21 protein-coding genes are annotated in these 19,997 nt (G+C 55.6%); 13 read left to right on the forward strand and 8 right to left on the reverse strand.

Features of this window, described 5'->3' with window-relative positions; all coding sequences use genetic code 11:
- Positions 1-125 precede the first annotated feature (125 nt).
- Positions 126-2,594: a DUF1631 family protein gene (locus tag IEV29_RS02840; protein WP_188379751.1), complete on the forward strand. Its 2,469-nt coding sequence runs from the start codon at positions 126-128 to the stop codon at positions 2,592-2,594.
- 30 nt (positions 2,595-2,624) lie between these two features.
- On the opposite strand, the gene ppnN is transcribed toward IEV29_RS02840, so the two are convergent.
- The 3 genes from ppnN to IEV29_RS02855 all read right to left on the reverse strand — a co-directional run bounded on the left by ppnN (position 2,625) and on the right by IEV29_RS02855 (position 5,398).
- Positions 2,625-3,995, reverse strand: a complete 1,371-nt coding sequence (ppnN, locus tag IEV29_RS02845; protein ID WP_188379752.1) for a nucleotide 5'-monophosphate nucleosidase PpnN — start codon at positions 3,993-3,995, stop codon at positions 2,625-2,627.
- Between the two features lie 118 nt (positions 3,996-4,113).
- On the reverse strand, positions 4,114-5,070 hold the full coding sequence (locus IEV29_RS16320) for a DnaJ C-terminal domain-containing protein (protein WP_188379753.1): 957 nt from the start codon (positions 5,068-5,070) through the stop codon (positions 4,114-4,116).
- Between the two features lie 139 nt (positions 5,071-5,209).
- Positions 5,210-5,398 (reverse strand): hypothetical protein, encoded by a 189-nt coding sequence (locus tag IEV29_RS02855; RefSeq protein ID WP_188379754.1) that lies wholly within the window; start codon positions 5,396-5,398, stop codon positions 5,210-5,212.
- Here IEV29_RS02855 and IEV29_RS02860 point away from each other — a divergent pair.
- Together IEV29_RS02860 and IEV29_RS02865 are read left to right on the forward strand one after the other, a co-directional pair.
- A complete protein-coding gene (locus tag IEV29_RS02860; protein ID WP_188379755.1) occupies positions 5,397-6,536 on the forward strand; it encodes a N5-glutamine methyltransferase family protein in 1,140 nt (379 codons plus the stop codon). The two genes, IEV29_RS02855 and IEV29_RS02860, sit on opposite strands and share 2 nt — an antisense overlap.
- A 30-nt stretch (positions 6,537-6,566) precedes the next feature.
- Positions 6,567-6,782, forward strand: coding sequence for a hypothetical protein (locus IEV29_RS02865; RefSeq protein WP_188379756.1), 216 nt, complete (start codon positions 6,567-6,569; stop codon positions 6,780-6,782).
- Here the strand turns inward: IEV29_RS02865 and dbpA are convergent.
- The gene (gene dbpA, locus IEV29_RS02870) at positions 6,776-8,173 is read right to left on the reverse strand and encodes an ATP-dependent RNA helicase DbpA (protein WP_188379757.1); all 1,398 of its coding nucleotides are present in this window, start codon (positions 8,171-8,173) and stop codon (positions 6,776-6,778) included. The two genes, IEV29_RS02865 and dbpA, sit on opposite strands and share 7 nt — an antisense overlap.
- A gap of 103 nt (positions 8,174-8,276) precedes the next feature.
- Here dbpA and IEV29_RS02875 point away from each other — a divergent pair, with 103 nt between their 5' ends.
- The 3 genes from IEV29_RS02875 to IEV29_RS02885 all read left to right on the forward strand — a co-directional run bounded on the left by IEV29_RS02875 (position 8,277) and on the right by IEV29_RS02885 (position 10,101).
- Complete coding sequence (locus IEV29_RS02875) at positions 8,277-8,693, forward strand: MarR family winged helix-turn-helix transcriptional regulator (protein ID WP_188379758.1); 417 nt, start codon at positions 8,277-8,279, stop codon at positions 8,691-8,693.
- Between the two features lie 46 nt (positions 8,694-8,739).
- Positions 8,740-9,132 (forward strand): tautomerase family protein, encoded by a 393-nt coding sequence (locus IEV29_RS02880; protein ID WP_188379759.1) that lies wholly within the window; start codon positions 8,740-8,742, stop codon positions 9,130-9,132.
- A 69-nt stretch (positions 9,133-9,201) separates the two neighbouring features.
- On the forward strand, positions 9,202-10,101 hold the full coding sequence (locus IEV29_RS02885) for a DMT family transporter (RefSeq protein WP_188379760.1): 900 nt from the start codon (positions 9,202-9,204) through the stop codon (positions 10,099-10,101).
- 58 nt (positions 10,102-10,159) lie between these two features.
- Here the strand turns inward: IEV29_RS02885 and hpf are convergent, their stop codons facing one another.
- Positions 10,160-10,510: a ribosome hibernation-promoting factor, HPF/YfiA family gene (gene hpf / locus IEV29_RS02890; RefSeq protein WP_188379761.1), complete on the reverse strand. Its 351-nt coding sequence runs from the start codon at positions 10,508-10,510 to the stop codon at positions 10,160-10,162.
- Positions 10,511-10,770: 260 nt separating this feature from the next.
- Between hpf and IEV29_RS02895 the strand changes: the two genes are divergently transcribed.
- From IEV29_RS02895 to IEV29_RS02920, 6 genes are all read left to right on the forward strand, one after another.
- The gene (locus IEV29_RS02895; RefSeq protein ID WP_188379762.1) at positions 10,771-11,061 is read left to right on the forward strand and encodes a DUF378 domain-containing protein; all 291 of its coding nucleotides are present in this window, start codon (positions 10,771-10,773) and stop codon (positions 11,059-11,061) included.
- Between the two features lie 148 nt (positions 11,062-11,209).
- Positions 11,210-12,700 carry an efflux transporter outer membrane subunit gene (locus IEV29_RS02900; RefSeq protein ID WP_188379763.1) on the forward strand — a complete coding sequence of 497 codons (1,491 nt, stop codon included), beginning with the start codon at positions 11,210-11,212 and terminating at the stop codon, positions 12,698-12,700.
- On the forward strand, positions 12,697-13,188 hold the full coding sequence (locus tag IEV29_RS02905; RefSeq protein WP_188379764.1) for a MarR family winged helix-turn-helix transcriptional regulator: 492 nt from the start codon (positions 12,697-12,699) through the stop codon (positions 13,186-13,188). The genes IEV29_RS02900 and IEV29_RS02905 overlap by 4 nt, the downstream gene beginning before the upstream one ends.
- 2 nt (positions 13,189-13,190) lie before the next feature.
- Positions 13,191-15,407, forward strand: a complete 2,217-nt coding sequence (locus tag IEV29_RS02910; protein WP_188379765.1) for an FUSC family protein — start codon at positions 13,191-13,193, stop codon at positions 15,405-15,407.
- Complete coding sequence (locus IEV29_RS02915) at positions 15,397-15,597, forward strand: DUF1656 domain-containing protein (RefSeq protein WP_188379766.1); 201 nt, start codon at positions 15,397-15,399, stop codon at positions 15,595-15,597. The genes IEV29_RS02910 and IEV29_RS02915 overlap by 11 nt, the downstream gene beginning before the upstream one ends.
- Positions 15,598-15,606: 9 nt before the next feature.
- On the forward strand, positions 15,607-16,503 hold the full coding sequence (locus tag IEV29_RS02920; RefSeq protein WP_188379767.1) for an efflux RND transporter periplasmic adaptor subunit: 897 nt from the start codon (positions 15,607-15,609) through the stop codon (positions 16,501-16,503).
- 12 nt (positions 16,504-16,515) lie between these two features.
- On the opposite strand, the gene IEV29_RS02925 is transcribed toward IEV29_RS02920, so the two are convergent.
- The 3 genes from IEV29_RS02925 to IEV29_RS02935 form a co-directional block, all read right to left on the reverse strand.
- Positions 16,516-16,833: a chaperone modulator CbpM gene (locus IEV29_RS02925; RefSeq protein WP_188379768.1), complete on the reverse strand. Its 318-nt coding sequence runs from the start codon at positions 16,831-16,833 to the stop codon at positions 16,516-16,518.
- Positions 16,834-16,843: 10 nt separating this feature from the next.
- A complete protein-coding gene (locus IEV29_RS02930) occupies positions 16,844-17,779 on the reverse strand; it encodes a DnaJ C-terminal domain-containing protein (RefSeq protein WP_188379769.1) in 936 nt (311 codons plus the stop codon).
- Positions 17,780-17,885: 106 nt separating this feature from the next.
- Positions 17,886-18,584 carry a VIT1/CCC1 transporter family protein gene (locus IEV29_RS02935; protein ID WP_188379770.1) on the reverse strand — a complete coding sequence of 233 codons (699 nt, stop codon included), beginning with the start codon at positions 18,582-18,584 and terminating at the stop codon, positions 17,886-17,888.
- A 162-nt stretch (positions 18,585-18,746) separates the two neighbouring features.
- On the opposite strand from IEV29_RS02935, the gene IEV29_RS02940 reads away from it, so the two are divergent.
- Positions 18,747-19,940 (forward strand): NAD(P)H-dependent flavin oxidoreductase, encoded by a 1,194-nt coding sequence (locus tag IEV29_RS02940; protein ID WP_229726193.1) that lies wholly within the window; start codon positions 18,747-18,749, stop codon positions 19,938-19,940.
- Positions 19,941-19,997 lie beyond the last annotated feature (57 nt).

Below are 19,997 nucleotides of genomic sequence, written 5' to 3' on the forward strand. Positions count from 1 at the left end.
TTATATGACAATCAAGGATTTGAGTTACACTCGGACCCATTCTCACACTGTGCATCCAGAAGAGCTTATCTGACGAATAATCATGATCGTTGCCCAAAATAAGGGCGCATGAAAAGCTGAATTCAATGGCCGCCATTAATCCTGTCATTCTGCTAGCCAAGGAACGCGCACAGTTCCGCTTCTCCATTCTTGCCTCGAAAATGCTGACGGAGGCAATCGGGACAGTGACGCAGCAGATTTCGGCGGCACGCTCGCCTGCAGAGCAGAAGACGGCAACGATCTCCCGCGATTTTCTCGAAGCGCGTGGTCAACAGTTCCTCGATCAACTCAAGAACAAGTATCGCGCGCATATGGAACGCGGCATGCAGACCATGTACCGTGACTTGCGTCCCGGTTTGCGGAACATGTCCTTTGATTCGCTGGCACTGGTGGATGAAAAAGCCGTCGTGCAGCAAATGGAAGTGGAGCGTCGTGTCCTGCGTCTGCGCGAAGCGGATCAGAATAGTCTGGGTCGCCTGAACCTGATGATTGCGCAGATTCACGGTGAAAGCGATATTCGCGAACGGGAAAATCCTTTTCGGCCTTACCTGATGGCGCGCGCATTGCATGACGTGCTGACCGAAATGACATCGACCACGGATGTATGCACGATGCTGTTCGACCATCTGTCTGGCGCTCTGGCTTCGCATCTGCCCGATTATTTTCTGGCTATTCGCAACGTGTTCGAGTCGAATGGTGTGCGCGCAAGACTGGTCGCGCGTCCATCGATGATGAGCAAACGTGAACGTGACGCTTTGGCGGCATCGTTTCGGGAAGAGCATGCGGCGAATGCTGTGCCTACGCCAGCCGGTTTTCAGACAACCGGTTTTCAACAAGGCGCGCTTCCCAATACGGCACTGCAGCCAACCACATTGCAGCACGCTGCATTTGCCAGTACCGGTTTTGCAGAGAAAGACGAGCTGACGCCGATGCCGGTGGTGGTGCCATCCGACGTGATGGGGCGCATGCTGCGTTTCATGCAGCCGCAGAAACCGGATACGCGCAATATGCTGGAACCGGACGAACCGATTGCCGATGCCCAGACCGCGCTGCAGGATTTTATCTGGAAGATTTTCAATCAGTCGAGCCCGGGACGCGTGCCACCCAATCCGCGCATTCCGGAAGGCGCAGCAACCACGCCTTATCGCGCCGATGAGGTGGTGGATAAATCAAAAACACAATTGCCATTGTTTGCTCGTCTGAGTCGCATGCAGAAGGAACTGGCAGGTGTGACGACGCAGGAAGTGGCACACGAACTGGCTACCCAGCTCAATTTGCAGGCATCGCTGGCAAATGAAAAACTCAGTGAACTGGAGCGGGTCGCGGTCGATATCGTTGCCACGCTCTTTTCCTATATCGGGAACGAGCGCAGCCTGCTTCGCACTTTCCGTGCACCGATTCTGCAATTGCAAATACCGTTCATGAAGGCAGCGCTGCTGACGCCAGACTTGCTGCAGCAGTCAGATCATCCTGCGCGCCTGCTCGTCAACCGTATGGTGACGGTAGCCACCGGACTGTCGTCAAGTTCGCCGATCGGCAAGGGGGTACGCGATGAGATTCAGCGTGTGGTCAACAGCATTCTTCATAATTTTGATGAGAATGTCGGCATTTTCGGCGATGCGCTCGACGGGTTCAATCGTGGCATCCAGAAGACATTGACCGAGGCCGATGACGAAGCCGCACGCGCCATCTCTGCGCTGAGGCTGATTGATGGCAACGAAAGTCTGGAAGATGATGCCACCTTGCAGATCAGAAATGCATTGCGTGAGCATCTGATCGGGCTGCATGCCGATCCGCGCATCAATGACTTTATTCTGATTAACTGGAGCAAAGTGCTGTTGCACGTCGAGTCGCGTGACGATATCGACAGCCAGCCTTATCTGGCTGTCGTTCCCGACCTGCTCTGGAGCGTGCAGCCGGTCTCGCTGGCCGAACGTAGCCGTCTGATGCGTCTGGTACTGACCTTGGTGCAACGAATCAAGAGTGGTTTGCAACTGATCGGCATGTCCGAGGAACAGATCCGCGCCATTCTCGATGTTTTGGTCGAGCTGCATACAGGCGCATTGCGGGCAGGGCAGATCGACAAGATGACCCCCAGCATGTCAATGGCGGATCTGCACAAGCAATTTTCGAGCATCAATCTGTTCGGTCTGGGCGAGCTGGATACGCCAACCATTCAGGCGCCGGCGATTCCTGAAGAGCAGTTGCAGGCTGAATTGAGCAAGCTCAATGTCGCTGCCCACCTGTACTTCGACAAGGAAATCGGCTCCTTGCTGAATAGCGATACGGAATGGCTCAAGACCTTGCAGCCAGGGGCGCCGATGGAATGCTGGTTGCATGATTCATACAAGCCCGTGACCTTGCTGGCGTACGATGTGCGAAAGATGTTCTATCTGTTCCGTCTGAGAGGACAATCGGAGCCGCCACGCCTTCTCATTTACTCCTCGATTGCCTTGATCAAGGCACTGCGTGAAGGCTCCGTGTGCATTTCAGAGACCGCGCCTGTATTCGATCGTGCGATCGATTCCTTGCTGGACACCGCCGACGCAACCTGATTTCGGGTACGCCGGCGACAATCTCCTGGATTACTTAATGATGCGGTAGCAAGGCGTGTACGTTTTGCCTGGCAGCTTCATCCGGCTTTGCGCCACGAAAGAGGCAAGCAGCGCATCCATGTGCTCCATGATCTCCCGATCACCACTGATTTCGAAATGGCCATGCTGTTCAATGGCGCGGATACCGCTTTCCTTCACGTTGCCGGCGACGACGCCGGAAAAAGCGCGCCGCAGATTGGCGGCCAGCAAGTGGGTTTCCTGATTTTTGTGCAGGGAAAGATTGCGCATGTTTTCATGCGTCGGTTCAAACGGTTGTTGAAAGGCCTGATCAATTTTGAGCGTCCAGCTGAAGTAGTAGGCGTCGCCCTTGCTCTTGCGATAGGCGCGTACCGCAGCGATACCTGCCTGCATTTCCAGCGCGACCTGTTCGGGATCATCGACGATGATCTTGTAGAGCTTTTGCGCGTCGGGGCCCAGCGTGATGCCGATGAAGTGATCGATCTGGCGGAAATAGTCGGCCGAACCGGATGGTCCCGTGAAAATGAGCGGGAAGGGCACTTCAGCGTTATCCGGATGTAAAAGAATTCCCAGAATATAAAGAATCTCTTCTGCGGTACCAGCGCCGCCCGGAAAAACAATGATGCCGTGGCCGGTGCGGACAAAGGCTTCCAGGCGCTTCTCGATATCGGGCATGATGACCAGATCATTGACGATCGGGTTCGGTGCTTCGGCGGCAATGATGCCAGGCTCGGAAATGCCCAGATAGCGGCCGGTTGCAATGCGCTGTTTGGCATGACCGATCGTGGCACCTTTCATTGGTCCTTTCATCGCGCCTGGTCCGCAGCCGGTACAGATATCCAGATCGCGCAAGCCAATCTGGTAACCGACCTTCTTGGTGTATTCATACTCGTCGCGCGAGATCGAATGACCGCCCCAGCACACCACCATCTTCGGATTCAGATGCGGATGCAACACATTGGCATTCCGCAGAATATGAAAGACGGAATCGGTGATGCCGGTCGATGACTTCAGATCGAATGTGGGATTCGACAGAATTTCGTCATGCGTGAACAGGATGTCGCGCAAGACGGAAAACAGGTGTTCATGGATCCCCTTGATCATCACGCCGTCGACAAATGCCGTTGCCGGAGCGCCTTTCAGTTCCAGCTTGATCCCGCGTTCACGCTGGATGATGTTGATCTGAAAGGATTGGTAATGATCCAGCAGCTCTTTGGCGTCATCCGTATCGTTGCCGGTGTTCAGCACGGCCAGCGCGCAATTACGGAACAACTGGTATAGGCCTCCATGACTCGTATCGAGCAGGCGTTGTACTTCGGCTTTGGAAAGAATATCGAGGCGCCCTTCGGGCGAAAGCAGTGTGTCGAAGACTTCGTATGTCATGTAGATTTGATTTCTGTTTATCGGCGCGTGAAGCGGTCTCTGACGACAAGTATATCTGCACTCGTGTCAGCATGTGCTCGCCGTGACGGAGAACTGCAGACGGCTGTCGGCCGGAGGATCAGCGATCCGAATTGGTCGTGCGGGGAGAAAAGTCGAATGCGGCCTTCAGGGCGCGGTAAGCCTTTTTTGCAACGGCTGTATGCATCGGCGTGGCCGCCTGTGTGATGACAGCATACAAATCGCCGGGCGGCTCGCCCGGTATGCCTTTGCCGCGGATACGCAATTTGCGACCGGCCGCTGAGCCTGGTGGAACGGAAAGCTGAATGGTCCCATCGGGCGTCGCTACCTCGACAGAAGTGCCAAGGCTTGCTGCCTGTGCCGTCAGCGGCACATCGACGAACAGGTCACGTCCTTCGACGCGATAGCGCCGATGCGGTCGAATCACCACCTCAAGGTAGAGGTCGCCGGTTTTGCCATCGCCGATGCCGGCGTGTCCCTGACCGACCAATCGCAAGCTTTGTCCGCCACGAATGCCGCGCGGAATGCTGACTTTCAGGGTGCGCTTGCTGACAAGCGGCATGCCGTACTCATCGGTCACATACGTCGGGATCGAAATACTGCGTGCCGCACCGTGGAATGTGTCTTCCAGTTCGATCTGCACCTTGGCGTGCTGATCGCTGCCATGCACATTTAGGTTGCGCGGCTTGGCACCTTGGGTTCCGGGGCGGCCCATTATTTCATCGAGGATGTTGCCGAAATTCTCTTCGTTCTGGCGCGCGCTGGCTGACGCCGCGGTCTTGTTCGGTTTGTCGTGATAGCTGCGGCTGGGGCGAGGCGTAGGCACCTCTTCGCGTGCGGCGTAAGACGCATGAATCTGATCATAGGCAACACGCTTGTCCGCGTCACGCAGAATGGCGTAGGCCTCGCCCACTTCCTTGAAACGTAATTCCGCCAGAGGTTCGCGGCTGACATCCGGATGGTACTGACGCGCGAGCTTGCGGTAGGCTTTCTTGATGGCCTCCGGCGTCGCATTTTGTGGCACGCCAAGGGTGGCGTAGTGGTCCTTGAATTTCATCGGTCAGATTCTTTGTCGGCAGCCTGCGGTATCGTCGCGCCCGATTCCTGCCTACGGTGCATGGTGCAGAGTCATTCTGACATACGCCTTGCAGATTGCATCAGTGGAATAAAACGGGAATTGTTGACCTGTTATCGGTTCAGACAATAAAAAATGAAGTTTGGTTTATAAAATAATAATGAAACTCCGGTTTTGATCGCATCGCAGCCCATGATGTGGTCGAAATAATCGCCATCACTTGTGACACGCCGGACATTTGAATCGAAATTTTCCCTGAAGTGCGATCCTTACTCCAAAATGCTGCCTTTGCTACTGAACGGATGCTCATGTCTTCTTTGCCTGAAACGGAAATTTTGCCTGTACTCCAATGGGAGGAGGGCGATGCCGTCCGCTCGATGCGCTGGCAGTCAGAAAGTGGCGTCAATCCACCCCGACGCGTGGTGATTGCTGACGATACGATGAGTGCCGATGCGGCATTCCGACTGGCAAGTGAAGGTACGGGTTTATTATGGCGTGGCGACTATCAGAATGCGCGCCAATTACTGCAGGCAATGGTGCGTCGCATCGAGCGCAAGCCTCGTAAAACGGCGGATGCGCCCAGGGACGCATTCAATCTGCATCGCCAGGCGCAATCGCAACGCGCACGTACGCTCGGCATGTTGCTGATGGAGGTGAGTGCCGATTACACGCTCGCGTTGCGTCGCGCGCCTGACATCCGGCAGGCGTGCAATGAAGCGTACGGAGCAGGTTCAACGCCATTCGTGGTGTCTTTGCGCGAAATTCTTGGCTTGATTGGTGCCCATGAATGGCGCAAGACTGGCGTCGAGATCGCTTCGTTGGGCACGAAGATTCATCCTTACTACGGCGTGTTCTCGCCGGTACGGGGCGAGTATTTGCAATTGGTCGCCGATGCGCCATTGCCGGCACGCTCACTGGCGTTCGATATCGGGACGGGAACTGGCGTGATTGCTGCCTTGCTGGCGCAACGCGGCGTGGAACAGGTGGTGGCAACCGATCTGGATACACGTGCCATATCCTGTGCACGCGACAATCTGTCACGGCTGGATCTGCGTGATCGTGTCGAGGTGATACAGGCAGACCTGTTCCCGCCAGGCAAGGCACCGCTGATTGTGTGCAATCCCCCGTGGATTCCGGCACGACCAAGTTCAGCCATCGAGCATGCGATTTATGATCCGGACAGTCGCATGTTGCGTGGTTTTCTGCAGGGATTGAAAGCGCATCTTGCGCCACAGGGCGAAGGCTGGCTGATCCTGTCCGACCTGGCCGAACATCTGCAATTGCGTACGCGCGAGGAGTTGCTGCAGATGATCGAGGCAGCAGGGCTCAGCGTCATTGCGCGACTGGATACGCGCCCTGTGCATGCGCGTGCGAGCGATGCCAGTGATGCGCTGCATGCCGCGCGCTCGCGCGAAGTCACATCGCTCTGGCGACTGGCTGTTGCCTGAGGATCTTCTTAACTTTTATTGACTCAATACATGGCAAACAAACCCGCTCGAATCCTGACCTTCAAATGCATTCAGTGCCAGAAGCCGGTCAAGGTGTTTCTGCAAAAAGTCTCGGCTTGTTCCCATATTCAACCGTACATGGGCATTTGTGATTGCGGCGAAGTCCGTCGCTATGCAACCGGCCAGAAGGATGCCGTTGAGTCGTATCTGGCATCCGAAGATGGCAACTGGTCACATCATCACTGATACTCATTCGGATCAATGAGGCGCATCTTGAAGTTGCGCCCCTTGATCGTACCGTTACTGAGCTTGCTGTAGGCCTCAAAGGCAACATGTCTGTCCAGCGCCACGTAGGTTACGAATTCGAAGACATTGATCTTGCCGACCTGGTCCTTGGTCAATCCTGCGTCGCCAGTCAGCGCACCCAACAGATCGCCGGGGCGCATCTTGTCTTTCTTGCCGCCCATGATGCATAGCGTCACCATGGGTGCCTGCAGGTCGTGGTCGGAAACCGGGGCGGCATCGCACAGATCGTGCCATTGCACTGGCGCCTGCTGATATTCCTCAATCAACCGTACCCATTTTTTCTCATTCGGTGTACACAGACTGAGCGCCAGTCCGTGTTCGCCACCACGTCCGGTTCGACCGATGCGATGGATATGAACCTCGGTATCCTTGGAAACATCGACATTAATGACCGCACTGAGCGACTGGATATCGAGTCCACGTGCTGCGACGTCGGTAGCGACCAGAACCGGGCAACTGCGATTGGCGAACAGCACAAGAATCTCGTCGCGTTCACGCTGCTCCAGATCGCCATACAGTGCCAGGGCGCTGAAGCCTTGCGCACGCAACTCGGCGACAAGCTCGCGGCAATGTACTTTGGTATTACAGAAAGCGATGGTCGACGCCGGGCGAAAATGACGTAACAGTGTAGCAACTGCCGCGTCGCGGCCATCGTGATCCACCGCGTAAAAGCGCTGTTCGATTTGCGCTTCGTTATGTTGCGATTCCACCTTGATCTCGACAGCGTCTTGCATGAATTCGGCGCTGACCCGGCGGATATCATCGGGATACGTCGCTGAAAACAGCAAGGTCTGGCGACGTTTCGGACAGGCGCTGATGATGCTGGCCATGTCTTCGTAAAAGCCCATGTCCACCATGCGATCCGCTTCGTCCAGTACCAGTGTCTGCACCTTGGACAAATCAAGTGTCTTGCGGGCAAGGTGGTCGAGTATCCGGCCGGGCGTACCAACCACGATATGTGCGCCGAATTCGAGCGAAGCAATCTGCGGGCGCATTGGCGTACCGCCGCACAGGACGACCACTTTGACGTTTTCGGTCATGCGCGCCAGCCGACGTAGCTCGTTGGCAACCTGATCGGCAAGCTCCCGTGTTGGGCACATGACCAAGCCTTGAATCGCAAACCACGCAGGATTCAGCTTTTGCAGTATGCCCAGTCCAAATGCCGCCGTCTTGCCGCTGCCAGTCTTTGCTTGTGCGATCAGATCGCGTAGCGCCAGTATGGGTGGCAGGCTCTGGGCCTGGATCGCCGTCATGTGGTGATAGCCCAGACTTTCCAGATTGGTCAGCAGGGCGGGCGATAAAGGCAGGGAGGAGAAGGCGGATGAAGTCATGGTTCGATATTGGGCAAGGATGGCAAGTCTAACAGGCAGGCTGCGCTTGCGGATTTTAAATTAATTAGTTGCATATGCAATCAATGTGTCCTATGCTGCAGCCATGTTTGATCACTGCCTTTACTTTAATACCACCGCACTCGCACGCGCACTGGAGCGTGAATGGACGCTTGCGTTCAAGCCATTCGGATTGACGCCGTCGCAGGCTTTTATGTTGCGCGCGGTGTTGTCCAGACCCGGGATGTTGCAAAGTGAGCTGGCGGACACCTTGTCAATTTCGCGTTCGACGGCGACCAGAACACTCGACGGCTTGCAGCGTTTGGGTTTTCTCGAAAGAAAGCCCACTGATCGTGATGGTCGCGAATCTGCGATCGAGCCTTCGGCAGGCGCACGTGAAATACATGATGCCCTGAATGCGGCAAGCGGAGAGGTAACACGACGTTTGAAAAAGGTCATGAGTACGGCCCAGTTTGATGAAACCGTCTCGAAAGTAAAAAAAGCCCGCGACGTACTGGAATAAATTTTTTGATTAAATAGTTGTATAGCTAACTAAATGGAGCGTCGTCATGCCTATCCTGAATGTAAAAATCAGTGCTGAAAAAAGTCCACAACTGACCAGGGACATTGCGACTTTACTGCTGGAACTCACGTCACGCATCCTCAAGAAAAAGCCGGAAGTCACGGCGATCGCCATCGACTATGTGCCGCCCGACAGCTGGATCATTGCTGGGGTGCCGCTCAGTGAACAAAACAAGAATAGTGTTTACTTTGACATCAAGATTACGGACGAAACGAATACGAAAGAGGAGAAGGCGCAGTACATACGCGAGGCGTTTGCAGGCTTTGCACGGCTGCTCGGCAATTTGCATGAAGAAAGCTATATCTACGTGCAGGACGTCAGGGCCGCCTCGTATGGTTATGGCGGATTGACGCAGGAATATCGTTACCAGCATGGCTGAGCGAAAGCGCGTCTGCAGCAAGTAACCTAGAATGTCGCTCTTTCTCGTTACAAAGTTCATAAGCAGGCCATGCATCAAAAGTTGTCGCCATCGACCATCTTCCTGCTGACGCTGGCGCCGATCATGTGGGCGGGCAATGCGATTGTCGGACGCGCAGTGCATGAGATGGTGCCGCCGATTTTGCTCAATTGCTTGCGCTGGTCGCTGGCAATGCTGATTCTGCTGCCGTTCGGTCATCATCTCTTCACGCGAACGAGTCCGATGTGGGGAGCATGGCGACGATTTGCCTTGCTCGGTTTGCTGGGCGTCGGTCTTTATAACGCTTTGCAATATCTGGCACTGAAAACGTCTTCACCCATCAACGTCACACTGGTTGCCGCAAGCATGCCGGTCTGGATGCTGTTGATTGGCTCGTGGTTCTTTGGTGCAACCATTTCACGCAGGCAAATGCTCGGCGCGATACTGTCGATCGGTGGCGTGTTGCTGGTACTGAGTCGCGGCGACTGGCACTTTTTGCTGTCGCTGCGTCTGGTACCTGGCGATCTGCTGATGATTGCGGCTGCCATTATCTGGTCTTTCTACAGCTGGCTGCTCACCTTGCCCAAGGATCCGCCGGCACTTCGTGCCGACTGGGTTGCATTCTTACTGGCGCAAGTGACGTTCGGGGTCATATGGTCAGGATTGTTTGCCGGCATTGAGCAACTTACTGATGTGCAAGCCATCCGGTGGAGCGGGCCGCTGATCGCGGCGCTGGCATTTGTTGCCATCGGACCGGCAATTGTCGCCCTGCGATGCTGGGGGCTGGGCGTGCAACGCGTGGGGCCAACGATTGCCGGTTTCTTCAGTAATCTGACGCCGTTGTTTGCGGCACTGATGTCGCTGGCTTTTCTTGGCGAGGCACCGCATCTCTATCACGGTGTTGCGTTTCTGTTGATCGTCGGTGGCATTGTCGTGTCGTCACGGCCATGAAAAAACGGGCACGCTTCTTTCGAAGGTGCCCGTCAATCTGATGCTTTTATTCAGTCGATCATTCTTCGGTCGGCGTCAGATCTTCCATGCGCTTGGCGCTTTCCTGACGGTGATCCTGAATTTTTCCTTTCACTTTCAAGACCTGACGATCCAGCTTTTCGATCATGCCGTCAATTGCGGCATACAAATCCTGCGCAGTGTCTTCAGCGTGCAGGGTGTCGCCTTTGAGACGCAGATTGACTTCTGCCCGCTGGCGCATTTCCTTCTGCGGTAGCGTATCGACGCTCAGGATGACTTCGATTTCCACAACCTTGTCGAAGTGGCGTGTAATGCGCTCCAGTTTGCCTTCGACATAGTTGCGAATGGCTGGGGTCAATTCAAGATGATGGCCGGTAATCAAGGTGTTCATGCACAATCTCCCAAAAAGTGTTTCTGTTGCTACGAGCCTGGCAGAACAGAATCGTTCCTCCTGAATTTTGCCGTCCGCAAATCACATCCACGGCTGCAGTGCATTTCAGGAGACGACGATATTGATTCTGACCTTAATTTGGGAATTTGTCTTACGTTTTATTTATGACTTGCCGTGAAATCATCTTTTCAGCCGCGCGCATCGCTGTGCCGGCTGCGTGATGTTGTTTCCCGGTAACCGCTGTTTGAAAGGAGAACGTCATGAGCATGATTGATCATCACTTTACCGAACGACGGCGTCGACATGATCGTCGCAGCGATGCAGCCAGTCGAAAGCTGAATGCAGTGGACTGGATTGCCATGTTGTTGCTGATTGCAGGCGGATTGAACTGGGGGCTGATCGGATTGATGCAGATTGATCTGATCGGCACGCTGTTTGGCGAGATGTCGATTGCAGCACGCCTGGTCTATCTGACGATTGGTGTCTCCGGTCTCTACGCCATTTACACGTGCATGCGCTTGTCCGGCAGTTCCGATTACGCTACCAACTGAACTTGTCATCTTTGCTGCCGGCGGACATGGTTGTCCTGCCGGCATTATTTTGCGTGCCAATCGGCAGCAACAATGTGAAAGCAATTTACTTTACTAATAAAATATTATTTAGTAAAATAAGTAATCGAATCCTGCCTTGGTTGCTGCCATGAAGAATCTGATTGCCACGTTATCCCTGATCGCCTTGCTTGGCGGTTGTGCGGACATGGGGCATATCCAGCCCCGTGCAACTGCTTTGGATGCAGACACACTGTCAGGCGGCGCGCAGTTTGCGCGCAACGTGGCCGCCAATACATGGCCGTGTGAGCGATGGTGGCAGGCTTACCATGATCCGCAACTGGATGCACTGATCCAGCGTGCGTTACAGGATAGTCCCGGACTGCGGGAAGCCTACGCCCGATCGCGCCAGGCTGCATCCATGACCGGCCTGGCTGAAGCAGCCGGCAAGCCGACGCTGGAAGCAAAGATGTCGTTACGTCGCGAACTGTTTTCAGAACATGATTTTATTCCCGCGCCAGAGGCAGGCAATTATGCGTGGTACAACCGTGTGGCGCTCGAAGCAGGCTATGACCTGGATCTGTGGGGCAAACATCGCGATGCGTTGGCGGCCTCTCTCGCTGAAAAGCAGGTAGCGGATGCGGAGGCGCAGCTTGCCCGGCTGACGCTGGAACAGGCAATCGTGCGGAGTTACGTGGATCTTTCCCTTGCGCATACGTTGAAAGACATGGCGGAAGAACGGCTCGTACATCGAAAACAAGCGGTTGCTGTCATGCACAGGCGACTGACCGCAGGACTGGCGAGTGAGGTCGAGGCAACGCAACTGGATGCGACCTTGCCACCGCTGCAGCTGGAAATCGAAAATCAGGAAGAGCGCATCACGCTACTCCACAATCGTCTTGCCGCTTTGACGGGACAGGCACCGCAGGCGGGTGAGCACATTCAGCGTCCTGCCATGCAACTTGCTGATGCAAACAACCTGGCATTGCCATCGAATCTGCCTGCCGATCTGCTTGGACGGCGTCCGGATGTACAGGCAAGCCGCTGGAGCGTGGAAGCAGCTGCCAGAGAAATCAATGTCGCCAAGGCGGCGTTCTATCCGGACATTAACTTGCGCGCATTTATCGGATTTCAGGCCATTGGATTCGGCCGCTTTCTCGGCGGTGAGTCGTCGGTGCGCGGTGTCGGGCCAGCGATCTCCCTGCCGATTTTTGACGGCGGTGCGCTGCGGGCAAATCTCGGCGCACGTACGGCCGCCTATGATGCGGCTGTCGAGCGTTACAACAGTACCTTGCTTCATGCGCTGGAAAGTGTTGCCGGGCGGCTGACGGTGTCACAGTCGGTTGCACGACAACTGCAACTGAACAGCAAGGCACTGGCAACGGCCGAGCGTACGCGCATGCTGGCACAAAAGGGCGTTGCTGCCGGCATGACCGACTATCTTGTCCTGCTGGACAGCGAAGTCAACCTGCTGGCACGCCAGCAGGATCAGGCACGGCTGGTCGCAAGGCAACTGGAAAGCTATGCCGAGTTGATGCTGGCACTTGGTGGCGGCATACAGCCGCAAGTATCTGCGTCATCCGTACCGACTGAAACAAGCAATTACTCTTCAACCCTAACCGGCAAGGCAGGTCAATCATGAACTCGTTTGAAAAAACCGATCATCGGATCGCTCGCTGCACGGAGCGCATGCCGGATTACCCGACGCAACTGGTCACACTGAACCGGCTGGCATATCACCTTCAAAAGCGTACTCAGGATCAACTGAATGCCGCCATGAAAAAGCATGGCATGACGACGGTCAGCTATACCGTGCTGATGGTGTTGTATGGTTCGGATGACGAAACGCAGCGTGCATCGGAATTGAGCGATGCTTGCTCCGAAAAGCCGGCAAATCTGACACGCATCTGTGATGACCTGGAAAAACAGGGCTTGATCAAGCGCCGATTCAGTGTCGAAGACAGACGTAGTGTCGTTATCAGTCTGACGGCTGCTGGTCGCAAGCGTGTTGAGCAGATCGCGCCGGAATACTGGGCCATTCTGCACAAAACATATGACAGCATCGCTGCCAGTGACCTGAAAAAACACGAAACGCTGTTGCGTCAGCAGCTCGTCAATCTGGATGCCTGATCATGTCCGGCCCGCGTCCATCCAGCTTGCATCAGCAAGCATCATGGCAGCGCCATGCATGGCGCGGTATCAGACGCATGGTGCAGGACTGGACCGATACGGAAGGACAACGCTGGATTTTTGTTGTCAAGACCGTTCTGGCCGCATTTCTGGCTTTATGGATCGCGTTCCGTCTCGGATTTGATTCGCCACGAAGCGCCATGATGACGGTGTTCATCGTGGCACTTCCCAGTAGCGGTATGGCACTGGAAAAAAGTATCTATCGTTTGCTTGGTACGCTGGTCGGTTGTGTGGTTTCACTCGCGATTGTCGGCATGTTTCCCCAACAGCCTTTGTTGCTGTTTCTGACTCTGGCTTTATGGATCGGACTGTGTACCAGTGGCTCGGCGATGTTGCGCAATGCACGTTCTTACGGCTTCGTACTCGCTGGTTATACCGCCTGCATGATTACCTTGCCAGCGATCGAAGCACCGTTGCATGTATTTGATCTGGCGGTTTCACGCGCTACCGAAATTACCGTCGGCATTTTGTGTGCGGCCTTTGTCAGTGATGCGATTTTTCCGCGTCACCAGAGTGATCAACTGGTACAAGCGGTACGCGGGCTGTATCGCAATGTCACCCAGCTCTGTCACGATGCCATGCAGGACACGATCAGCGATACACAAATGGAGCGTCTGCATCTGCAGTTTGCTGCCGAAGTAGCCGCCCTGGAGTCCGGCCGTGCTGCTTCCTGGTTTGAAGCCGGTGATGTGCGTAATCGCAGCCATCAGCTGCATGCCTTCAATGCGTCGGCCATGGTTGCACTGACTACATTTCATACGCTGCACCGCTTGATGCAGCGCCTGCGCGCACAACAGAACACACGTGTGCCAGAGATGATGCAGCCGCTCTATGACGAGTTATCGCAAGCCCTTCTGGTTGGTGAGCAACCGGCACGCAATGCAGCGGAAGCGGGCACAAGCCGTGTCCGTCTTGCTGCCTTGTCGCAGGCATTGCCACAGCGATTGGCGCAACTGCGAACAGATTTTTCTGACATGCCATCCCTACATGAGGATGCGCTGGCGATGGAAACAGCGCTGGAGTTGTTTCAGCGCTTTCATGCCGAGTTGCTGCAGATGGTGACGGACTACCACGCGCTCTCCGGGAAGTTGTCGCTGATCCCCAAGGGGCAGCAGCGAAAAATTCTTTCCTACCGGCCCAGCACGCCACCCATGATTGCGCTGGCGGCAGGGCTGCGCAGTGCCAGCGCCTTGCTGATTCTTGCACTTGCCTGGTATGCGCTGAACTGGCCGAGCGCCGTGGGTGCCGTCATCATCGCCGTCATCTTTTGTGGATTGGCGTCGTCATCACCGGATCCGGATGGCTTGATTCGTCAGACGACCGTCGGCTTTACGCTTGCCGTGCCCTTTGCTTTCTTTTGCGCCTTCTTCATGCTGAATCACGTCGAAGGCTATCTGATGCTGATTCTTGCCATGCTGCCGTTTCTTCTCATTGGTGCTTATCTCAGCACGTGGAAGAAAATCGCCGGTATTGGTATTGGCTTCAACCTGATGTTTGCACAAATGATCGCACCCGAAAACATGATGCGCTTCGATGTGGTGACCTTCCTCAACGACAGCATGGCGCAAGTGCTTGGCCTGATTCTGGCGGCGCTGATGTTTGCGTTGATCCTGCCGGAACACCGTCAGGGATCGCGCCGGCATATCGCCAGCGCGCTATGGGAAGAGGCTTTGCATCTTTGCGTCGGCAACAAGCCGGATCTGCGTCATCATTTTGAGAGCAGGGTACGTGATCTGCTGAATCAGCTCAACATGGGCATTCGTGGTACGGCAGATGCGGCAACACGTCTCACGCTGAGCCAAGCCGTGACCTTGCTGGAGATTGGTCATGCGATTCTGGATTTGCGGGATGTGCGCGCGCAACTGACGCAAGACGATGCAGCCGGCAAGGCGCTGGATACATGCATTGACCGTCTTGCCAGCTATTTCCGCAGTCAAGGGAAAGACAGTACCGAGCAGGCGCTATCGGGAACACAAGACGCGGGTCGGATTGTCCGTCAGTCATTACAACAGGATGACGCGGATGCGAAAGGCAAACGTCTGTGGCAACGCGCCTTGACTGACTTGCACATGATTCATGCATCCTTGCTCGACAGTACGTTACCGGCCGCGGATGCAAACACCGAACCATCCGATCAGGAGCAAGCTCATGCCACGTGAAATTTCCTTATTCGGCATTCTGATGCCGTCTCTGCTGGTGGTGTTTTTGCTGAGCGCCGCGATTCATGTCGGCATCGACTGGTTGTGTGGTCATTTCGGCGTGTATCGCCATGTCTGGCATCGCTCCTTGTTTCGCTTGTCCTTGCTGGTGTGTATTTTTGGCGCTGTCGCGCTGCTGATTTATCGATGAGAGTTTGTCATGCGTACCTCCGTTTACCTTCGTTACCTGATTACCGCAGCGTTTCTGCTCATGGCCGTGTTGTTCGGCAAATATCTGTGGGATGACAATATGACGTCGCCCTGGACACGCGATGGACGTATCAAGGCCGACATCATTCACATTGCACCGGACGTATCGGGTGTCGTGACGCAGGTTGCCGTGCACGACAATCAGTTCGTTCGCAAAGGGGATATTCTTTTCACCATTGATAGAGAGCGCTATCAGCATGCGCTGAGCGAGGCACAGGCATTTCTGGCTGCGCAGCAGTCAGAAAAGACGATGCGGGGCAGGGAAGCTGCACGTCGTCAGGGACTCGATGCGGCAATCGTCACCAGCGAAAACCGTGAGGCGGCAACGTCACTGGCTTCCGCTGCCGCGGCACGCTATCAGGCGGCTGCAGCCGCACGCGATGTGGCGCAACTCAATCTCGCACGTACGGAAGTACGTGCACCGGTGGATGGCTTTGTGACCAATCTGCATGTTCATACCGGCGACTATGCGGCAAACGGTAGCGCGCAACTGGCGCTGATTGACAGCCATTCTTTCTATGTCAGCGGCTACTTTGAAGAAACAAAGCTGCCTTATCTGGCGGTCGGCGATACAGTGGAAGTCCGTCTGATGAGTAGCGAACGGATCCTGCGCGGTCATATCGACAGCGTCGCACGCGGGATCACGGATCGTGACGGACCCACAGGCAAGGAACTGCTGGCCGATGTCAATCCCACCTTTAACTGGGTACGGCTGGCACAGCGTATTCCGGTCAGAATCCAGCTGGACCACCCGGACGATATGCAGGACCTGATCGCCGGCATGACGTGTACGGTGACCGTGCTGCAAGGTCACACCGAGCGTCACGCGCAAAGCAAGGGCGGCTGAGGCGGTCGGGATTCAGGATCGGCCAAGACGCGCGATCTGTGCGTGCAAGGCATCGATCTGCTCCATCAGATCCAGCGCCAGCGCAATCCCCGAGGGATTGACATCCATTTCTTCCGCCAACTGGCGCGCCAGTCTGGCGCGGCGCAGCATGATGCCGTTGAAGCGCCACTCCTGCGGTCGTTTGCCCACCGGCGCAAGGACGCCTTCATAGACCCAGCTTTCAATCACCTCGTTAGAGGTATTGCAACTGCGGCACAGATCGGTGAGCGTTAGCGTGATCTCCTCATCGATGACCTGTGCTTTTACTTGGCGAATTATCGTGTCATTCATGGCGGTCTCCTCAGGATGCGGCACGCGGATTAAACGCAAAGGCCGCGGCGAATGCCCGATAGGCCTGACGTTCATCTTCGCTGTTGGCAGGCGGCAAGACAATGGACAGCACCGCATACAGGTCGCCGGCCTCCTTGCCGGGGATTCCCTTTCCTTTCAAACGCAGTTTCTTTCCAGCTGCAGAGTTGGCCGGAATACTGAGTTCGACCGTGCCGCTTGGTGTCGGTACGGAGACATGTGCACCAAGTGCCGCTTCCCACGGGGCAAGATGAACATCCGTGTAGACGTCTCGTCCATCCACGCGATAGTGCGGGTGAGGGCGGAAGCTGATTTCAAGATAAAGATCGCCCGTTTTACCGCCATTCAAGCCGGTGCCACCCTGACCGCTAAGGCGCAGGCTCTGGCCGGCACACATGCCTTTGGGAATGGAAACACGGAGCGTGCGTTCACGCTGCACTGTGCGGCCGTTGCTATCCGTCTCCGGCAGGCGTAGCGAGATGGCGCGTTCAGCGCCGTGATAGGCATCTTCCAGGTCGATCTGGATTTTGGCGTGCACATCCTCACCGGGCATTTGCATGTTGCGTCTCCCGCCGCGTGTGAAGCCATGACCAGCTTGCTGACTGAACATCTGTTCAAAGAAATCACCGAAGTCCATGCCATCGAAGCCGCCCTGGCTACGGAAATCAAATCCGCCGCTGCCTGGAGGCGGCTGAAAATCCTGACCGTTCTGCCAGTTGGCACCCAGCTGATCGTAGGAAGTTCTGGATTCCGGGTCTTTCAGTACCTTGTATGCTTCACCGACTTCCTTGAAGCGTGTTTCCGCATCCGGCTCTTTGCTGACGTCCGGATGGTATTTACGCGCCAGCTTACGGTAGGCGTTCTTGATGTCGTCCTGTGTGGCATCACGCTGGACGCCAAGTGTTTCATAGTAGTCCTTGAATTTCATGTCAGACCCTTAATGGTGAAGGTTGCTGAGCAGCGAAAGCATGTCTCAACCGAATGCTCGTTAGATGAGGCCTGCCGGTCCTGCTTCAAGAATTTGTCGGACCGCCTCATACTACGGTCCCGAATAAATGACCAATGGCTGCGGTAATGGCCATGGCGGCAGCACCCCATACACCGACACGCAAGGCGGCACGCTGAATCGGTGCGCCGCCTGCTGCAGCGGCCAGGGAACCAAGAATCAGCAAGAAAAGCAGGGAAGTCAGCGCCAGCGCAGGAATCAGCCATGCTCCGGGTACCACCAACGCCGTTATCAGCGGCAGTGCGGCACCGGAAGAAAACGTGATGGCCGAGGTGACTGCAGCCTGAAATGGCCGCGCCATGCCGCTGTCGTATATGCCCAGTTCATCACGCGCATGGGCGCGCAATGCATCGTGCGCGGTCAGTTGCCGGGCAACCTGATACGCTAGGTCGGGCGAGACACCACGATTGATGTAGATGCCGGTGAGTTCCCGTAACTCTGCGTCCGGCTGAGTGCGCAGTTCCTCACGTTCGATGATGAGATCGGAATGCTCTGCGTCGGCTTGTGAGCTGACGGAAACATATTCGCCGGCCGCCATCGACATCGCCCCGGCAACCAGTGCGGCAATGCCGGCGGTCAGCAATGCCTCGTGCGTCGCTTGCGCTGCAGCAACGCCCAGTAACAGACAGGCGGTGGAAATGATGCCGTCGTTGGCACCCAGAACGGCAGCGCGTAACCAGCCAGCGCGATGACTGTAGTGTTTTTCTTTGTGAGAGCGGCCAAACATGATGAATCTCCCGTAGTTCCTTGCTATCCACCCCTGTGGTGAGCGTATCGATACGACAAGGATGCCTGATTGGAACAGTCTCCGCACTTTTTGATCCATGTCAATCGCCCCCGAACCTGCTTTGCTACAGTCAGGCATCTCTCTTTTTTCGTGGATACGACTGTGCTGCATACCGATTTGCCCAAACTGATCATCAAGAACAAAGCATTGCTTCCCGTTGTACAAGGTGGCATGGGGGTCGGTGTATCTGCGCATAATCTGGCCGGCAATGTGGCCCTGCTGGGCGGTCTGGGTACGATCTCCAGCGTTGATTTGCGTCGTCATCATCCTGACTTGATGAAACAGACCGGACAGTCGCGTGACAAGGAAGCGATCAATGCCGCCAATCTGGTCGCACTGGATCGGGAAATCAGGGCAGCGAAACAGAAAGCACAGGGCAACGGCATGATCGCCGTTAACATCATGCGGGCCGTAGCAGACTATGCTGCCTACGTGAAGCAGTCATGCGAGAGCGGTGCAGATGCAATCGTGGTGGGGGCCGGCTTGCCGATGGATCTGCCAGAGCTGACAGCAGATTATCCGGATGTGGCGCTGGTTCCGATTCTTTCCGATGTGCGTGGTATCAGCCTGATCCTGAAAAAATGGATGCGTCGTGACCGCTTGCCCGATGCGATCGTGATTGAAAATCCGCAATTCGCGGCAGGTCATCTCGGGGCGGCGACGATCGATAGCGTCAATGACCCGCATTTTTCCTTTTCGGTCGTCATTGAAGGAACGCTCGCCTTATTTGATCAACTTGGCATTCCACGTGACCGTATTCCACTGATTGCGGCTGGTGGTATCTATACGCCGGCGCAAGTAAAAGCCTTGTTGCAACTGGGGGCGAGTGCGGTTCAGCTGGGAACGTCTTTCGCGGTGACGGAAGAGGGGGATGCGCATCGTGATTTCAAACGCGTGCTGGCAGAAGCACGTGCTGACGATATCGTGACGTTCATGAGTTGTGCCGGCTTGCCGGCACGCGCCGTGCGCACGCCATGGCTGATCAACTACCTCGACAAGGAACAGAAGCTGCAAAGCAAAGCCTGTCCCAAGGATTGCACGGTCGGTTTCGATTGTCTGCATCAATGTGGCTGGCGCGACGGCAATGCCAAGGCAGGCCAGTTTTGCATCGACACGCAGCTGGCATTTGCACTCCAGGGCGATATCAAGCGCGGTTTGTTCTTCCGTAGCGCCGAACCCCTTCCATTTGGCAGTGCCATTCGCCCGGTGCGTGAGCTGTTTGACTACCTGCTCAACGGAATCCATCCACAGATCGAACAGACATCGCATCCCGCGCTGCTGATGCAATCGGCCTGAGCATGAAACCCAGCGGAGTCTGGCTTGCGGCAGACAGTTCGCATCATCCGCCTGACT

Origin of the sequence: Oxalicibacterium faecigallinarum, assembly GCF_014635705.1 — a bacterium.
Lineage (GTDB): Bacteria > Pseudomonadota > Gammaproteobacteria > Burkholderiales > Burkholderiaceae_D > Oxalicibacterium > Oxalicibacterium faecigallinarum.

What these genes read in the sequence shown, in the direction of transcription:
- IEV29_RS02840 (WP_188379751.1), top strand. Translation starts at nt 126, where the DNA reads ATGGCCGCCATTAATCCTGTCATTCTGCTAGCCAAGGAACGCGCACAG.
- ppnN (WP_188379752.1), bottom strand. Translation starts at nt 3,995, where the DNA reads ATGACATACGAAGTCTTCGACACACTGCTTTCGCCCGAAGGGCGCCTC.
- IEV29_RS16320 (WP_188379753.1), bottom strand. Translation starts at nt 5,070, where the DNA reads ATGAAATTCAAGGACCACTACGCCACCCTTGGCGTGCCACAAAATGCG.
- IEV29_RS02860 (WP_188379755.1), top strand. Translation starts at nt 5,397, where the DNA reads ATGTCTTCTTTGCCTGAAACGGAAATTTTGCCTGTACTCCAATGGGAG.
- IEV29_RS02855 (WP_188379754.1), bottom strand. Translation starts at nt 5,398, where the DNA reads ATGAGCATCCGTTCAGTAGCAAAGGCAGCATTTTGGAGTAAGGATCGC.
- IEV29_RS02865 (WP_188379756.1), top strand. Translation starts at nt 6,567, where the DNA reads ATGGCAAACAAACCCGCTCGAATCCTGACCTTCAAATGCATTCAGTGC.
- dbpA (WP_188379757.1), bottom strand. Translation starts at nt 8,173, where the DNA reads ATGACTTCATCCGCCTTCTCCTCCCTGCCTTTATCGCCCGCCCTGCTG.
- IEV29_RS02875 (WP_188379758.1), top strand. Translation starts at nt 8,277, where the DNA reads ATGTTTGATCACTGCCTTTACTTTAATACCACCGCACTCGCACGCGCA.
- IEV29_RS02880 (WP_188379759.1), top strand. Translation starts at nt 8,740, where the DNA reads ATGCCTATCCTGAATGTAAAAATCAGTGCTGAAAAAAGTCCACAACTG.
- IEV29_RS02885 (WP_188379760.1), top strand. Translation starts at nt 9,202, where the DNA reads ATGCATCAAAAGTTGTCGCCATCGACCATCTTCCTGCTGACGCTGGCG.
- hpf (WP_188379761.1), bottom strand. Translation starts at nt 10,510, where the DNA reads ATGAACACCTTGATTACCGGCCATCATCTTGAATTGACCCCAGCCATT.
- IEV29_RS02895 (WP_188379762.1), top strand. Translation starts at nt 10,771, where the DNA reads ATGAGCATGATTGATCATCACTTTACCGAACGACGGCGTCGACATGAT.
- IEV29_RS02900 (WP_188379763.1), top strand. Translation starts at nt 11,210, where the DNA reads ATGAAGAATCTGATTGCCACGTTATCCCTGATCGCCTTGCTTGGCGGT.
- IEV29_RS02905 (WP_188379764.1), top strand. Translation starts at nt 12,697, where the DNA reads ATGAACTCGTTTGAAAAAACCGATCATCGGATCGCTCGCTGCACGGAG.
- IEV29_RS02910 (WP_188379765.1), top strand. Translation starts at nt 13,191, where the DNA reads ATGTCCGGCCCGCGTCCATCCAGCTTGCATCAGCAAGCATCATGGCAG.
- IEV29_RS02915 (WP_188379766.1), top strand. Translation starts at nt 15,397, where the DNA reads ATGCCACGTGAAATTTCCTTATTCGGCATTCTGATGCCGTCTCTGCTG.
- IEV29_RS02920 (WP_188379767.1), top strand. Translation starts at nt 15,607, where the DNA reads ATGCGTACCTCCGTTTACCTTCGTTACCTGATTACCGCAGCGTTTCTG.
- IEV29_RS02925 (WP_188379768.1), bottom strand. Translation starts at nt 16,833, where the DNA reads ATGAATGACACGATAATTCGCCAAGTAAAAGCACAGGTCATCGATGAG.
- IEV29_RS02930 (WP_188379769.1), bottom strand. Translation starts at nt 17,779, where the DNA reads ATGAAATTCAAGGACTACTATGAAACACTTGGCGTCCAGCGTGATGCC.
- IEV29_RS02935 (WP_188379770.1), bottom strand. Translation starts at nt 18,584, where the DNA reads ATGTTTGGCCGCTCTCACAAAGAAAAACACTACAGTCATCGCGCTGGC.